The sequence below is a fragment of the Rhizobium sp. SRDI943 genome (assembly GCF_057653695.1).
Map to the genome: position 1 here is coordinate 1,129,234 of NZ_JBYGKN010000002.1, position 15,582 is coordinate 1,144,815.

At 59.6% G+C, this 15,582-nt stretch carries 10 protein-coding genes; 1 reads left to right on the plus strand and 9 read right to left on the minus strand.

The window, feature by feature from the left end:
- Positions 1-140 precede the first annotated feature (140 nt).
- Positions 141-3,440: a Ti-type conjugative transfer relaxase TraA gene (gene traA, locus AC245Y_RS29570; RefSeq protein ID WP_017996520.1), complete on the plus strand. Its 3,300-nt coding sequence runs from the start codon at positions 141-143 to the stop codon at positions 3,438-3,440.
- 69 nt (positions 3,441-3,509) lie between these two features.
- Here the strand turns inward: traA and AC245Y_RS29575 are convergent, their stop codons facing one another.
- The 9 genes from AC245Y_RS29575 to AC245Y_RS29615 all read right to left on the minus strand — a co-directional run bounded on the left by AC245Y_RS29575 (position 3,510) and on the right by AC245Y_RS29615 (position 15,469).
- On the minus strand, positions 3,510-5,753 hold the full coding sequence (locus tag AC245Y_RS29575; protein ID WP_017996519.1) for a bifunctional diguanylate cyclase/phosphodiesterase: 2,244 nt from the start codon (positions 5,751-5,753) through the stop codon (positions 3,510-3,512).
- A 148-nt stretch (positions 5,754-5,901) separates the two neighbouring features.
- Complete coding sequence (locus AC245Y_RS29580) at positions 5,902-6,714, minus strand: ABC transporter ATP-binding protein (RefSeq protein WP_017996518.1); 813 nt, start codon at positions 6,712-6,714, stop codon at positions 5,902-5,904.
- Complete coding sequence (locus AC245Y_RS29585; protein WP_003554069.1) at positions 6,711-7,700, minus strand: ABC transporter ATP-binding protein; 990 nt, start codon at positions 7,698-7,700, stop codon at positions 6,711-6,713. The genes AC245Y_RS29580 and AC245Y_RS29585 overlap by 4 nt, the downstream gene beginning before the upstream one ends.
- 1 nt (position 7,701) lies before the next feature.
- Positions 7,702-8,559, minus strand: coding sequence for an ABC transporter permease (locus tag AC245Y_RS29590; protein WP_003554066.1), 858 nt, complete (start codon positions 8,557-8,559; stop codon positions 7,702-7,704).
- A 3-nt stretch (positions 8,560-8,562) separates the two neighbouring features.
- The gene (locus AC245Y_RS29595) at positions 8,563-9,567 is read right to left on the minus strand and encodes an ABC transporter permease (RefSeq protein WP_003554064.1); all 1,005 of its coding nucleotides are present in this window, start codon (positions 9,565-9,567) and stop codon (positions 8,563-8,565) included.
- A 113-nt stretch (positions 9,568-9,680) separates the two neighbouring features.
- The gene (locus AC245Y_RS29600) at positions 9,681-11,585 is read right to left on the minus strand and encodes an ABC transporter substrate-binding protein (RefSeq protein ID WP_017996517.1); all 1,905 of its coding nucleotides are present in this window, start codon (positions 11,583-11,585) and stop codon (positions 9,681-9,683) included.
- A 203-nt stretch (positions 11,586-11,788) separates the two neighbouring features.
- On the minus strand, positions 11,789-13,297 hold the full coding sequence (gene arfA / locus AC245Y_RS29605; protein ID WP_003554061.1) for an arabinosylfuranosidase ArfA: 1,509 nt from the start codon (positions 13,295-13,297) through the stop codon (positions 11,789-11,791).
- Between the two features lie 210 nt (positions 13,298-13,507).
- Positions 13,508-14,434: an ArsR/SmtB family transcription factor gene (locus AC245Y_RS29610; RefSeq protein ID WP_017996516.1), complete on the minus strand. Its 927-nt coding sequence runs from the start codon at positions 14,432-14,434 to the stop codon at positions 13,508-13,510.
- A 276-nt stretch (positions 14,435-14,710) separates the two neighbouring features.
- Positions 14,711-15,469, minus strand: a complete 759-nt coding sequence (locus tag AC245Y_RS29615; protein ID WP_003554058.1) for an IclR family transcriptional regulator — start codon at positions 15,467-15,469, stop codon at positions 14,711-14,713.
- Between the last annotated feature and the right edge of the window lie 113 nt (positions 15,470-15,582).

The window sequence follows — 15,582 nt, forward strand, 5'->3', positions numbered from 1 at the left end:
CTTACGAGGTCATCGGGCGATTGCCGCGTGCTCCCACCAGTGCCCGAAGGCGCGAAGCGACGAAGGCACAAGGGCGCACTTACGAGTTGCGGGGCAACTCAAAGCGCGGGCCGGCGGCCCGCTAACAAGGGGGACAAGCGATGGCGATCTATCATCTCAGCATGAAGCCGATCGCCCGCAGCGCTGGCCGCAGCGCTGTCGCGTCCGCCGCCTATCGCGCCGCCGAGCGGCTGACCAACGAGCGCGATGGGCTGACCCATGATTTTAGCAACAGGACAGGTGTCGAGCATGCCGAGATCGTCCTGCCGGCTCAGTCTTCCGCCTATTGGGCGATGAAGCGATCGGCCTTGTGGAATGCCGCCGAGCGTGCCGAGAAACGCAGTGACGCCCGGATTGCCCGGGAATTCGAAATCGCCCTGCCACACGAATTGAGTTCCGATCAACGCCTGGTGCTGACGCGGGCCTTTGCCGAAGATCTCGCCAACCGCTATGGCGCTGCCGTCGACTTCGCGATCCATCGGCCGGGCGGGGGCGGAGATATCCGCAACAGCCATGCGCATCTGATGATGACGACGCGCCAGCTGAGGGAAACCGGTCTTGGCGACAAGACGCTGCTCGAGCGGGAGAACAGATGGCTTCTCGCCAATCACCTGCCGCCATCGCAGCTGCAGCTGAAGGATCTCAGACAGGCGTGGGAGCATCTTGCCAACACGCACCTTGAGAGGGCCGGCCTCGATATCCGCATCGATCATCGCTCGCATCTGGAGGCCGGGATCACGATCGAGCCGAGCGAACATGTCGGTGTACATGCCACTCAGATCAATCGGCAGGGTGGGGCAGTCTCGCGCGTCCGCATCTCACCGCAATCGGCCGAGCGAAATGCCGAGACCATCCGGAGGCGCCCCGAAGAGATATTGAAGCTCATCACCAACGAGAAAAGCGTCTTCAACCGCTATGACATTGCCAGGGCTCTGCATCGCACTATCAACGACGATGCGCAGACATTCCAGAACGCCTTTGCATCGGTCATGGCGTCGAAAGCCCTCGTCGAGCTGAAGCCCGACAGTTCAAGCGTTCGCGGCCGCGATGGAGAGGCACGCTATTCGACGGTCGAGATGGTGGCAATCGAGGGCGCGATGGCAACAGCCACTGTTGCGATGAAGACGCGCCAAAACCACGCTGTGGCGAAGCGCTATGTCGATGCTGCTATCGCCGATCAGGACAGATCGATCCAGGCGGGAAATCCTTCACCGGGGCAGGGACTGTCGGCGGAACAGCGCCAGGCGATCGAGCATGTCACAGGGCCAGCTCAGATCGCCGTGGTGATCGGCTTTGCCGGTGCCGGCAAGAGCACGATGCTGGCGGCTGCCCGGCACGCCTGGGAAGCGCAGGGCTATCGCGTTCACGGCGCGGCATTGGCCGGCAAGGCGGCGGAAGGCCTGGAGCAATCGTCGGGGATCTCAAGTCGCACCTTGGCGTCCTGGGAATACTCCTGGCAAGCTGATCGTGGTCGGCTGAATGCCCGCGATGTCTTCGTCATCGACGAGGGCGGCATGGTCGGCAGCCGGCAGCTCGCCCGCTTCGTCGACGAGGTCAAACGGGCCGGCGCCAAGCTCGTCCTGGTCGGCGATCATGAACAGCTTCAGGCGATCGGAGCGGGCGCGCCGTTTCGGGCGATCGCCGAAGCCGTCGGTCATGCGCAGCTTTCGGAAGTGCGACGGCAAAGAACTGATTGGCAAAAGCAGGCATCGATCGACTTTGCCTCGCATCGGACTGCCGACGGGCTTGCTGCCTACCAAGCACATGGCAACATCCAGCTGAAAGCAAACCGCGACGACGTGCTGAAGGCGATCATTGCCGATTACGTCGCTGACCGATCGGCCAATCCCAACGACACGCGCATTGCCATGGCCCATCGACGCGACGACGTCCGTGCCATCAATGCCGGCATTCGTGCTCGGTTGCAGGAGCGCGGTGAGCTGGCAACGGGCAGCAACCCGTCTGACGATAAAGGTGAGGAACTCACCTACCAGACCAACAATGGGAAGCGATCCTTCGCACGCGGCGATCGCATCGTCTTCCTGGAGAACGATCGTGATCTCGCCGTCAAGAATGGCATGTTGGGCGAGGTGATCGCCGTCCAACCGGACGCAATACAGGTTCGGCTTGACGGCAAGGCGCAGACGCAAGATGGACAACGCCAGGTGACCGTACCGGTCAATCGTTACCAATCCTTTGACCACGGCTACGCGACGACGATCCACAAGACGCAAGGCGCTACCGTCGACCGGAGTTTTGTCCTGGCTTCGACGACGATGGACCGGCATCTGACCTACGTGGCGATGACCCGTCATCGCGAGGAGGTGCAGCTCTATGCCAGCCTCGATGCGTTCAAGACTGTGCGCGCCCTGACAGAGACACTGAGCCGCTCAGGCTTGAAGGAGACGACGCTCGACTATACCCATGACTTTGCCAATCGGCGCGGCATGGAGGATCGCCGGGGGCAGGGCGAGAGTGATGTCGCCCCGGCTGCGATCACCAGGGAGGCAGAGCGCATCCCGGACACGGCGGTTCCCAAGCCACTGCAAGAGCCTACACCGCTCGCAGCCCGCAGCATCGCCGATGGCGGCTCTTCGCACCAGGATCCCACTGGCGATGAACGTCGCGATGAACGCGACGATGAACGCCGCGTGCTCGTTGCGGCGGTTAAGACCTATGCGATGAGCGTCGAAGCGGTTGGTCGGTCAAGGGCAATGCCGGCATTCGAACGAGATTGGGCCGCGGCAAAGCAGCTTGCGCCGCAGGTGTTCAACGACGCGCCAGCGGCAATGGACGTGTTGCGCGGCCGCATCCTGGATGAGAATGCAGATCCGGTCGCGCTCGCCAGTCAACTCAGCACTTTGCCCGAGACGATCGGTGCGCTGGCCGGCAAGACCGGCCTGTTCGGAGACAACGCCGAACGCAAACAAGCGCTTTCCCGGATCGATGCGCTGGCTTCACATGTTCGCCAATCCGCCAACAGCTGGCAGCGTCGCCTTGAGGCTGAATGCGGCTCGGAGCGCTGGAAGCGGGAAAAGCAGGACGTCGTCGAGGTTCTGGGGCCGAGCCGCCGGAGTGAGGCGCTGTTGCGCAATCTCGATGATCTGCCTTATACGGACAAGGCAAAGTTCGTCGAGCGACTGGCCGGGACACCGGAGGGGCGTCGAGCGCTTGCCGAGGCAAAGGACATCGTGACTGCGATCGAAATGCGCTTCGGTCGCGCCGATCCCGCAGATCTCGCGGATCAGCTGAAGCGAGTGGGACCGGATCGGGATGGTGACGTCGAGCGGATCCGCCAGGTTGCCCGCCTTGCCGACCGCGGTCATCGTGCGGAGCTCACCCAGCAGATGGAGTTGAAGCGGTCGCTTTCGCGGGGCAAGAGCTTGGGGCTTGGGATGTAGATACAGGCGATTGGCTGCAATAAGTCGAGGATCGACGGAAGATAATCATGCACGGAATGCGGGGCTTGGCTATCGGCCTGCCTCTGTCATTCCTTTGTCCTTCACACAATAAAATTCAATCAACTGCTCCGAGGTCATTGGCCGTGCCAGAGCGTAACCTTGCAATATATGGCAACCGAGATCCTTCAGGATCTTCGCATGGTCCATTGTCTCCACGCCCTCTGCAACGATGTCGATGTTCTGCGATCGGCCGATTTCGATAATGGAGGAGACCAGGCGGCGCTGAGATGGAGACGCGACAATCGGCTTGATAATTTCGCGATCGATCTTCAGTCGTCGCGGCTCAAATCGAAGCAAACTGACAATGCTGGCATGTTCGGTGCCGAAGTCATCGATCTCGATTTCGATGCCAAGCTTTTTGACGGCTGGAATGATCTCTTTGAGAACAGGTTGAAGATCATTGAAGGAGATTGTCTCGAGCAGCTCGAAACACAGGCGACCTTTCGCTATGGGAAGTTCGGACAGCTCGGCAAGCAGATTTGGCTGCGCCAATCGACGCGCTGAAATGTTGACAGAGACACGTGGAATTTGCATTCCCAGACTGTCCCATCTTGTCAGCTCGAATAGGGCCTTTTGCAGGATCAGCCTATCCATGTCGCCGGTGCGCCCCAGTTTTTCCGCAACGTCCAGAAATTTGTCCGGGGCGAGCAGACCTTTTTGCGGGTGATCCCAACGGGCAAGTGTCTCGACGCCGGCAAGGTCCAACGTATTTGCATCGAACTGCGGTTGAAAGAACGCAACGAGTTCATCGCGATCTAGCGCTTGCTTGAATTCGTCCGCCAATTCTTTCGAGTGGATCGCGGCGCTGCGAAGCTCTTCCGTAAAAACCGCCGCGCGGCCGCGACCCGCCTTCTTTGCCTCGTACAAAGCCAAATCGGCATTGAGAAGCAATTGGCCGAGGTCCGGACCGAGAGCACGTTCAGTCTCCCAGGCGACGCCAACGCTTGCACCGACAACACACGCCGCATCGTCGATGATGAGGGGCTGATCGAGCGTATCGACAATTTGTCGTGCCAATGCGGTTGCCTTCGGCTCCGGATCGGCACTCCAACTGGCGAAGATGAACTCATCTCCACCGATCCGAGCCGCTACGTCGTTTGGACCAACCAAATCGGCAAGGCGAGAAGCCGTTGCTTGCAAGACCGCGTCACCGCCAGCATGCCCTCTCGTGTCGTTGATCTCCTTAAATCGATCCAGGTCGATGTGAATGAATATCAGATAATCTTGTGGACGGGGTCTCGGCGGTTGCGAGATCATCCGGTCGACAAATCGTCGATTGGGAAGCCCCGTCAATGCGTCATGCAATGAGAGATGCTCCAGCCTCTGTCGTGCTCGAACGAGCTTTTTCTTGTGAAGGCGAAGCTTTTCGATCGTTCTTTGGCGTGATCCGGTCAGAAAGCCGATCCAGACAATCGGTGCAACGACACATAATGCCAACAGGCTGGCGTAGAACTCAAAAATACCGATCCCATTATTTTGGCCCCATCGCGGTCTTGGGAGTGCGGCGAGGGTCCATCGGCCATAAACCATGTCAACGGATGTCTGAACCGGTTTGCTTGAAAAAGTTGCCAGGCTGCCGAAAAAAACCTGTTTGGGCGAATTCGGCTCCGGTACGGTGCTGATGGCGATCTCAAGCTCGGTCGAAGCAAGGCCACTTTCCTGGTAAAGCTTCGGTATGTCGACTATTCCGGAAAGCAGGCCCCAAAAGACCTGGCTTGTTCCGTTATTGATGTAGACCGGGCACCTGACGACAAAAGCGGTTCCACCTTGGACAAGCTCCACTGGGCCTGTCAGAACGATATTGTGGGTGTTGCGCGCCAGCATCGCGGCAGCCCGTTGCTTCTCATTGTTTCGGTAGTCGAGCCCGATGGCCTTTTCGTTTCCGTTCTCCGGATAAACCCAGCTGACCACCATGTCGGGCGCGGCAGCGAAGCTTCGCAATTGCGAATCGGGTTGCAGGATCTGCGCGGCAAGTTTGGAAAATCCGTTTTGGCCCATCTCTGGATTGACTGCGATGCCGGCCGCCAGCCCCTGCAACAGCTTCACATTGCTATTGAGGTTCGTCTGAAGCCGGGAGGATATGGTAGCAAGCTCGCCGGCAACGATCGAGCGCTCATCGGCAAGCGATCGCTCCAGCCGCCAGTTCGTTGCTACCCAAACGACGATTGCTGCAATAATTGCGGCAAATATTGCGGGAGCGAATGCGCTGGTATGACTTACTGCAGAGCGAGCGAGATTTCTTCGAAACTTCATCGGGTTGCCGGCGTGGATGACAGACCCTCATCCTTGCACGGTTTCTTTAAGGCAACGCTAAACTTGCCAGCGTCCTATAGAGGGAAGCTGCCTATTCGTGCTGGATCCGGTTAACAGACGTAGCATTGCCCGCATCTCCCCGCGCCGCTCACTGTGCCGGGCTGAAATCGGCGGCAAGGACCGCGTCCTTCAGCGCCCGCGAATACTCATGCTGGGGATCATCCAGCACGGCCCGCGCCTGTCCGCGTTCGACGATTTCGCCTTTGCGCATGATGATGATGTTGTCGCTGATGTAATAGGCGGTGGCGAGGTCGTGGGTGATGTAGACGATCGAAAGACCGAGCTCGTTTTTCAGACGGCCAAAGAGATTGACGATCGCCATGCGCAGCGATGCGTCGACCATCGATACCGGTTCATCGGCCACCAGCAGCCGGGGTTGCGGGATCAGCGCCCGGGCGATGGCGACGCGCTGAAGCTGGCCGCCCGACAATTCGTGGGGGAACCGGCCTTTCACTTCTTCCAAAGTCAGGCCGACATGGACCAAGGCGGCATCCGCCATCTTCTCCGCCTGCTCTCGGTCCGGCCGATTTCCCGAGAATGAAAAATTGCGGGCGGTCTCGAAGAGATAACGGTCGACACGTTTCAGCGGATTGAAGGCTTCGAAGGGGTTCTGCAGAACCGGCTGGACCTCTTTCATGAAAGCCTTGCGTTCGGATCGACTATGGATGGCGACGGTCCTGCCGCTGAATTGAAGCTCGCCTTCCGTTGGTTCGGTCTGGCCGAGGATCATCGCCGCGACCGTCGATTTTCCCGAGCCGGATTCTCCAACGATCGACAGGATCTCCGGCTCCGCTCCCAATTCGAAGCTGACGTCCTTGACCGCCGTGATCAGCCGCCGGCCGAGCATGCCGCCCTGCCGGTAGACCTTCGTGACGTGCGAGAGGCTAAGAAGAGCGCTCAAACCTGATCTCCCGTAACGGCAAAACACGCCACGCGCCGCTGCGGCTCGACAGTGACGAGCGGCGGAACCTTCTGCGAGCAGATCTCCATGCGCTTGGGACAGCGCGGATGAAACCGGCAGCCTTCCGGCGGCATGGCGAGGTTAGGCGGACGCCCCTCCAGCGAAGGGCGGGCCGTCGCATCGCCGATGCGCGGCAGGCTGCCGACGAGGTGCTGCGTATAGGGGTGGAGCGGTTTGTTGAAGAGTTTGGCGGTCGGCGCTTCCTCGACAAGACGCCCGGCATAGACAATGCCGATGCGGTCGGAGACCGTCGCGTGAACCCCCATATCATGGGTGACGAACAGGAAGGACGAGCCCATCTCGCGCTGGATCTCGCGGATCATCGACAGCACGTCGCGCTGAACGATGACGTCGAGCGCGGTCGTCGGTTCGTCGGCGATGATGAATTCCGGCGTCAGGATGGTGGCCAGCGCAATGGTCATGCGCTGGCGCATGCCGCCGGAGAGTTCGTGGGGATAGGCATCGAGCAGATGCGGATCCAGCTTCAGCCGCTGCAGATGGGTGGCGACCCTTTCGAGAAAGACCGGGCCGCTGACCTTCATGTGGCGAAAGGCGAAATCGGTGAAGGAATGACGGATCCGGCGCACCGGATTGAGCACATTCATCGAGCCCTGCATGATATAGGACAGATGCTTCCAGCGCAGCGCCAGCCGATCCTCCGGCTTCATCGCATAGATATCCTGGGTGCCGCCGTCGAAATGGAATGTCACTTTCCCGGACACGACCCTCAGCGGCGGCCGGATCGCGCCGGCAATGGTCTTGATCAAGGTCGTCTTGCCGCTGCTCGATTCACCGGCGACGCCATAGACCTCGCCGCGGGCGATGGTCAGGCTGATATCGTCGACGGCGCGCACCTCGCGATCGACGCCGTAGAGGAAGGCACGGTAATAGGCTTTCAGATTCTCAATTTCGACCAAAGGATCCATACTAACTTCCCATCCGGTTCAGCCGGCTGCGCGGATCGTTGTATTCGTTCATCGACATGGACAGCAGGAAGAGCGCCAGGAAGAGGACGACGATGACGGCGACGGGGGCGGCCACCCACCACCATATGCCTGATATCAGCGCCGAATGCGCATTGGCCCAATAGATCATCATGCCCATGGTCGGCGTCTCGATATCGGTGAAGCCGAGCACCGACAGGGTGATCTCCATGCCGATCGACCAGATCATGTTGTTCATCGTGGTGGCAAAGACGATCGGCAGAACATAGGGCAGGTGCTCCTCGACGAGGATCTTGCGCATGCTCATGCCGGAATAGACGCTCTGGGTGGTGAAGGATCTCGTCTTCAGGCTGATCGCCACCGAACGGATGAGGCGTGCATCATAGGACCAGCCGAGCGCGGCCATGATGAGGATCAGCGCCGTCCAGGTCATGCTGTCCTTCAGCACGAAGTAGAACAGGATCAGCAGCGGAAATTGCGGGATGACCATGACGCTGTCGTTGATGGCCATCAGCACCCGGTCGACCGCGCCGCCGGCATAGCCGGCGACGAGGCCGACGACCAGCGAGATGATGCGTGAAATGAAGGCGACGCCGATGCCAAAAAACAGGGTGTTCCTGAGCGCGGTTGTCAGCTGCCAGAAAACGTCCTGGCCGCGCGACGTCGTGCCGAGCCAATATTCTCCATCGGGCGGCATATCGGGCGGCAGAAGATAGATGTCGGTCGCGCCGTAAGGCGAGAAATAGGACACCACTATCAATGCGACGATGACGGCAAAGAGCAGCAGGCCGCAGAGGAATTCCATATTCTGGCGCGCGAGGTCGCGGACGATCGTAAACATGCTCTATTCCACCTTGATGCGCGGGTCGATCAGCGGGCTCAGAATGTCGATGATGAAGACGGCGGCGGCGACGCCGACGATCGACAATGCGCTGAGGCCGAGCACCAGGCTATAGTCGCCGGCATGCACCGCTTCGATCAGCAGGTTGCCAATGCCCGGATAGCCGAAGACGATTTCGGTGATGACCGTGCCGTTGAAGATCGCGCCGAGCGACATGGCAAGCCCGGTGAACTGCGGCACCATGGCATTGCGGGCGATGTAGGAGCGCAGGATCTTTCGCTTCGGAACGCCGCCAAGCTCGGCGAAGACGACGTAATCCTCGGTGATGATGTTGGAAACGAGCGCGCGCATCCCGATCAGCCAGCTGCCGGCACCGACCATGATCAGCGACAAGGCCGGTAGGATCGAGTGTTTCAGGATATCGAAGACCAGGGCAAAGGAGAGGTCCAGATTGGCGTTCATCTCGTAGCCGCCATTGATCGGCAGCACCGGCCAGAGATAGCCGAACACAATCAGAAGCACGAAGGCGAGGATGTAATAGGGAATGGGAAGCAGGGCGATGAAGACGAGGCTGACGGCCTTCAGCACCATGTCCTTGCGGTAATAGCCGGCGAGCGCGCCGATCGCATTGCCGAGCACGAAGGTGATCAGCGTCGATACCGTCATCAGTCCGATTGTCCAGGGCAGGGATCGCAGGATGATGGTGGAAACGGGCGTGGGGAAAGCCGATAGCGAGGGACCGAGATCACCGGTCGCAAGCCGCAGCCAGAAATGCAGGTATTGCTGCCAGATCGAGCCCTCCATGCCGTAAAGCTCGCGAAGCGACTGGCGCATCAGTTCGATCGCATTCGGATCGGACTGCCCCATCTGGGTGATGGCGCCTATGCTTTCTTCGACCGGATCGATCGGGGTCAGGTGGGTGACGAAGAATGTGATGGTCACGCCAAGAAATACAACGAGCAGAAACTGACCGAACCGCTTCAGCACAAAGATCAGATAGGACGTCATAGGGCGGTGGTTCCTCTCTGGTTCCCTTCATCAAGTGGAAAGGATCGACGGACATGCCACATGCCCGTCGATTAGGGGGCCGGCGCGCAACACTCGCGCCGGCGTTGGGAGGATTATTTCGGTTGTGCCGGCTTCAGCTTGACCATCATCAGCCTGGAGTTGGCCCAATTCGGCACCGGATCGGTATAGGGATCAGCGATCGTCGGATAACCGGTCCAATAGGTCGTATCCATCGAGGTGAAGACGTTATACGACATCAGCGGGATCGTCGGCATTTCGCGGGCGACCAGCTTCAGATAATCCTTGCCGAGCTCGACGCCCTTCGGATCGTCGGCGCTGATGCCTCGAATGCTTTCGATGATCTTGTCGAGCTCCGGATTGCTCCAGCGCTGCCAGTTGCGCGGCGGCTGATTGTCACCCTTCTTGGCCACGAACTGCGAATGCCAGCTGTCCAGGAAGAACGACAGGTCGGGATCGCCGCCCCAGGTCTCGACGCTCCAGGCGATCGCAACCTGGAAATCGCCGGGCTGTAGCGCCGTCTGCCAAAGTTTCGCGGCCGGCACGGCTTTGGCGTCGATGCCGAATGCGGCCCATTGCTGTGCGATCAACGTCCCGGCGCGGGTGAAGACCGAGCGTGTGTCGCCTTCCACCGTCATCCGGATCTTGAAGGGCTGTCCATCAGGGGTCAGCCATTTGCCGCCGGATTTCTTGAAGCCTGCCTTCTCCAGCAGTTCGCCGGCAGCCTTCGGATCCGGTTTCCACCAGCCATAGCCGAAGGCACCGCTGATCGCCTCCGGGTCGGTCGGGATCTGGTCCTTGAACTTCGGCTGCTTGCGCAGGATATCGGCGATCTGTTGCCCGACCGTCGGGTCATAAGGCTTGATCTTGCTCTTGCCGGTATCGATCTCGAAATTCTTCAGCCAATCCTGCATCGGCGCCTGGTAGTCCTTCATCGTGGCCGCCGTCGGCGGCACGCCGAGCGCCGAAAGCGTCGCTGCCCCGCGATAGCTCGCCATATCCACCGCCTTGATGTCGATCAGCAGGGCAAGCGCCCAGCGTACATCGGCATTGTCGAAGGGCGGATTCTGGGTGTTGAAGATCACGGCCGGAAGCGTCGGGTCCGGATGGGCGAAGGGGAAACCCGGGAACCAGGTTTCGATCGTCTTGGATTTTTCCTTCAGCGTGAACATGCCCTCGGGCGTGTTGTCGTGAATGATATCGAGATTGTGCTCGAGCTGAGCGATGGTGCGTTTATCCGGCGGGCCGGGATCGGCATAGGTCACATATTTCGGAGCCGGCTCGCCGAAGCGGGCAAGCGATGTGCGCTGCCAGTCGTCGCGCTTCTCCCAGGTATACCACTTGCCCTGGGGGTCGTAGGACTTGAGCTTGTAGGCGCCGAGCGAAACGGGATTGGCGAAATCATAACGAAGCGGATCTTCGACTTTCTCGAAAACATGCTTGGGCATGATCCAGGCGCCGTTCCAGCGAACGGTGAAGATGGCATGGAAGCGCGAATTGGGCTTCTTTAGCTTGAACACCACAGTCGAGGGGTCGGTCGCCTCGACGCTTGCCACCTGCACCGAGAAGGCAGCACTCCAGACCATGCCGGGGTGATCCATCTGCGTCTTCACGGTATAGACCACGTCGTCTGCCGTGAACTCCACGCCGTCGCTCCAGAAGAGCCCCTTGCGCAGTTTCACGGTCATCTCGGTAAAGTCGGCATTGTATTGCGGCTTGTCGGCAGCCAGAGAATTGTCCCAGGTCGCGCCGCCAAGCCCTTGTTCGGGGTCGATATACCAGAGCGTATCCATGGTCAGCTGCTGCAGGCCGGTCGATACGCCGCCGCCGCCATTGACCCAGATGTTGAACCAGCCGGGATTTTTGATCGTCCCTTCCGGATTTTCGACGATGAGCGTCTCCTTGCGCGGCAAGGAGGTGTAGTCATCGGCCTTGGCCGTCGCTGTCAGGCCGAGTGCGGCCAGCGCGACGCCAAATGCGAGCCTCTTCCACTGTTGCATGAACTCCTCCCTAGAAAGCGACGATACGGCGGCCGTAAAGGCACGCATGGGCACGTCGCGGTTGTCGGTTCGCAGAAGCGTCAGGACTTGAACAATCAGGTCCGGGACCTCAGTGAACCATCTCTCCGGCTCCCTGCCTCCTCGCAGCGAGCCGAATATTTTCAGCCGGGGCGTGCCCCCAATGGGCTACCCGGCGGTAGCTGTCACACCGACAGCCGGATGACGTTGTAGGAGAACGGTTTCAGCGCCGCCCGCAGGCGTCCATCCTCGATCTTTCCACTCTCGACGTTGACGGGGGCGACCGTCTTCGGCCGCACCGCCGTATTGACGGCTTCCAGGTCGCCGTGGGTCATCTCCACCTGCTCGACCACCCGGGCATTTCCGAAGCCTTCCAGTCGCACATCGAGATCGAGCGCCGTGCTCGGATGGCGGTTGACGGCAAAGAAGGTCAGCGTCTTGCCGTCTTCGGAATGGACTGCCGATACGTCGAGATAGGGGACGTCGTTCTCCTCGTCGCTGTCATAGGTCGGGCCATCGACGACCAGCTGCAGTGCCGTTCCACGGCCATATCTGGAGGCGTAATAGAACGGGTAATAGATGGTCTGGCGCCACGCCGCACCGCCGTCCTCGGTCATGATCGGGGCAATGACGTTGACGAGCTGCGCGATGCAGGCGATGCGCACCCGGTCGGAACGTCGGATGAAGGTGTTGAGGATGCCGCCGACCTGCAGCACGTCTTCGAAATTATAGATGTCTTCCAAGAGATGCGGCGCATCCGGCCACTCGTCGCGCGCCAAGATCTCCTTGTCCTGCTGGTTGGAATGATACCAGACATTCCATTCGTCGAAGGAAATGCCGATCGTCTTCTTCGAGCGTTTTTTTGCCTTGATGTAGTCGATCACGCCGCCGATCGTGGTGATGTAGCGGTCGAGCTTCGTCGCGCGGGCGAGATAGTTGAGGGTATTTTTCTCGCGGTTGGCAAAATACATATGCAGCGAGATATGGTCGGCGCTGTCATAGCACTGCTCGAGGACCTGGGCTTCCCACTCGGGATAAGTCTTCATGTCGGAATTGGACGAGCCGCAGACCACGAGCTCAAGCGACTTGTCGAAGCCGCGCATGGCTTTGGCCGTCTCATCCGCCAGCCGGCCATATTCATAGGCCGACTTGTGGCCGACCTGCCAGGGGCCATCCATCTCGTTGCCGAGGCACCACAATTTGACATCGTGCGGATTAGACCAGCCGTGCTTGCGGCGCAGATCCGACCAGTAGGTGCCGCCGGGATGATTGCAATATTCGAGGAAATTGCGAGCCGCATCCAGGCCGCGTGATCCGAGATTGACGGCGAGCATCGGCTTGGTATTTGCCTTCTTGCACCAGTCGACGAATTCATTGACGCCGATCTGGTTGGCTTCGCGGGTGCGCCAGGCAAGGTCGAGGCGCACCGGGCGCTCGGCACGCGGGCCGACGCCGTCTTCCCAATTATAGGCCGAGACGAAGTTGCCGCCAGGATAGCGGCAATAGGGCGTGTCGAGATCACGCACCAGATCGAGGACATCCTGGCGGAATCCGTCCTCATCAGCGGTCGGGTGTCCGGGCTCATAAATGCCCCCGTAGATCGCCCTGCCGAGATGCTCGAGAAATGAACTGTAGAGCCTGGAATCAATGGTCGCGATGCGGAAATCGCGGTGAACCACAACGTTCGTCTTCAACGGATCCTCCCGTTTATGTATCAGATATTTTGTTTTCTTGCCTCTAACTTGATATCAGGAATGTTGTTGTGTCAACCAAGTTGCGACTTTAATCATACTAATATGGAGTTCAGAAAAAATTGTTTAATTACAGTTATTTGGGCGCCTTTATCGGCCACCGGAACCGGAAAGAATCGTAATATTTAAATCAAGATTTCCGATTTTTATTTTTCAGACATGCAGTCGCATGATGATATCGCGCCCGTGATTTCCGAAGCTACGCCCGAAAATATTCACGCCGCCAGTATGACCGGCATTTTCGGCGATGCCGACCCGCAGCCGGATCGAGGAGTGCTGGGCAAGCGCGAGGTCGCTGAGCGTGACATTCGAGGCGGCGATACCGTCGATGAAGGTCCCGCGGGTGGAAATCCGCCAGGTCTTCATCATCCCATATTGCGAGCCTTCGAGCTTCCACCATGCCGGCGTGAAGGCGCCGCGCTTGTCGCCGTAGTCGCCGGGCGACGTCCAGGTGCCGATGGCCATGCCGTTGACCCAGAGCGTTATGTCGGACGGCCAGTCCGGATTGGTGCCAGGCACCTCAGACGACAACTCCAGCGAAAACTCGATGGCGCGGATATCCTTGTTTAACACCTTGGCATTGTTGGGGAATTTATATTCCACATAACCCCGGCCGAACCAGACGAGCCCGGCCTGCATGCGCTGCGGGTCGAGAAAATAGTCGGGAACATCGAGCGGGCCGATGACGCTCTCGGTGGAGCAAAGACCACACGGCGCATGGACGTCACAGCTGGTGTAGAGCCCGACCGGCATCTCGACTTCGATGATATTGTTGGCCCTTTGGGCCGCGCTTTCCTCGAAACTGATCAGAATTTCGCTGTAGATCGCCGAGCAGATCTTCTGGTTTCCCTTGCGGGCCTTCGTCAACTGCGAATCGACAAGCCGGGCGTCTTCCAAAATCTGGATCCCGGTGGCGACAGTCGATTGAGGAAGAGAAAGGGCACGTGCGATATCGTTGATATTCATCGGCCCTTTGGCGCAAAGCAACTTGAGCATCTCGAGTCGCGCCGGTGCCGAAAGCGCGCGTATCGCATCATTATTCTCGCCAGCGGCAATCGTCAAAAACGAGCGTTCCATCATTCCTCCACTATTTCCGCTGAAGTGATGTATATCGGAAATTATGATACATCAAGTGGGAGTGCTTGGGTCTCGGCTGATTTTAGATGGTTCAGAATTCTGCGATGCGAGGGACTTAGAGATCCTTCCACGGATTGATGATCTGCAAGCCGAGTCCCTCGAAATCAGACGCATTGCGCGTTGTGAGTGCGCCGCGCGAGACGGCGACGGCTGCGTTCCGCGCATCGAACTGGCGTTGCGGGGTGCGGGGAGCCCGAGGGAAGCCGAGATTGCGGTGGCTCACCGGCGCAGCAGCGGCCGCAACGCGGCCTGTGTTTCCTTCAGCAGCGGCAGATAGCGCTCCTTCATCTCGGCCGCCGGGACGAGGGCGGCCGGCGCGCCGATATTGATCGCCGCGACCGTTTCGCCGCGGTCGTTGTCGACAGGCACCGCGATAGAGCAGAGGCCGATCTCCAGCTCCTGATCGATGATGGCGTAACCGTCAGTGCGGACCCGGCGGAATTCGGTGATGAGGTCCTCCGGATCGGTCTTCGTATTCGGCGTGTTTTGCTTCAGCTCGCTGCGGGCGAGGATGGCGCGCGCCTCGCTCTCGCTAAGGGCTGCGAGCAGCACGCGCCCCATCGAGGCGCAGTAGGCGGGCAGGCGGCTGCCGGGGGTGAGGTTGATCGACATGACGCGGCGTTGCGAGGCGCGGGCGATATAGACGATGTCGGTGCCATCGAGCACCGAGGCCGAGGCGCTCTGGCCGGCCTTTTCCGAGAGAAGATCGAGATGCGGCTGCAGCAGCGCCGGCAGCGGCGTCGCTGCGAGATAGGCATGGCCAAGCCGCAGGATCTTCGGCGTCAGCGTGAAGAACTTGCCGTCATAATCGGCATATCCGAGCTCGGCGAGCGTCAGCAGCGAGCGGCGCACAGTGGCGCGGTCGAGCTCCGTCAGCTTGGCGGCCTCGGCGATGGAAAGCCGCTGTCGCGTTTCGCCGAAAGCTTCGATCACCTTCAGGCCGCGGGCAAAGCCACTGACGAAATCCGTTTCGCGCATGGGTCCAGTCTCCAATGGATTCATCTCAATTTGTGCGATATATGAACAAATGTCAAATATCGCACAAATACGTTGCCGCTTGGCCCGCGGCACTTTATGTCTACGCCAGAGGA

Bases quoted from the DNA above. Each gene is read 5' to 3' on its own strand.
- traA (WP_017996520.1), top strand. From the start codon at position 141: ATGGCGATCTATCATCTCAGCATGAAGCCGATCGCCCGCAGCGCTGGC.
- AC245Y_RS29575 (WP_017996519.1), bottom strand. From the start codon at position 5,753: ATGAAGTTTCGAAGAAATCTCGCTCGCTCTGCAGTAAGTCATACCAGC.
- AC245Y_RS29585 (WP_003554069.1), bottom strand. From the start codon at position 7,700: ATGGATCCTTTGGTCGAAATTGAGAATCTGAAAGCCTATTACCGTGCC.
- AC245Y_RS29590 (WP_003554066.1), bottom strand. From the start codon at position 8,559: ATGTTTACGATCGTCCGCGACCTCGCGCGCCAGAATATGGAATTCCTC.
- AC245Y_RS29595 (WP_003554064.1), bottom strand. From the start codon at position 9,567: ATGACGTCCTATCTGATCTTTGTGCTGAAGCGGTTCGGTCAGTTTCTG.
- AC245Y_RS29600 (WP_017996517.1), bottom strand. From the start codon at position 11,585: ATGCAACAGTGGAAGAGGCTCGCATTTGGCGTCGCGCTGGCCGCACTC.
- AC245Y_RS29610 (WP_017996516.1), bottom strand. From the start codon at position 14,434: ATGATGGAACGCTCGTTTTTGACGATTGCCGCTGGCGAGAATAATGAT.
- AC245Y_RS29615 (WP_003554058.1), bottom strand. From the start codon at position 15,469: ATGCGCGAAACGGATTTCGTCAGTGGCTTTGCCCGCGGCCTGAAGGTG.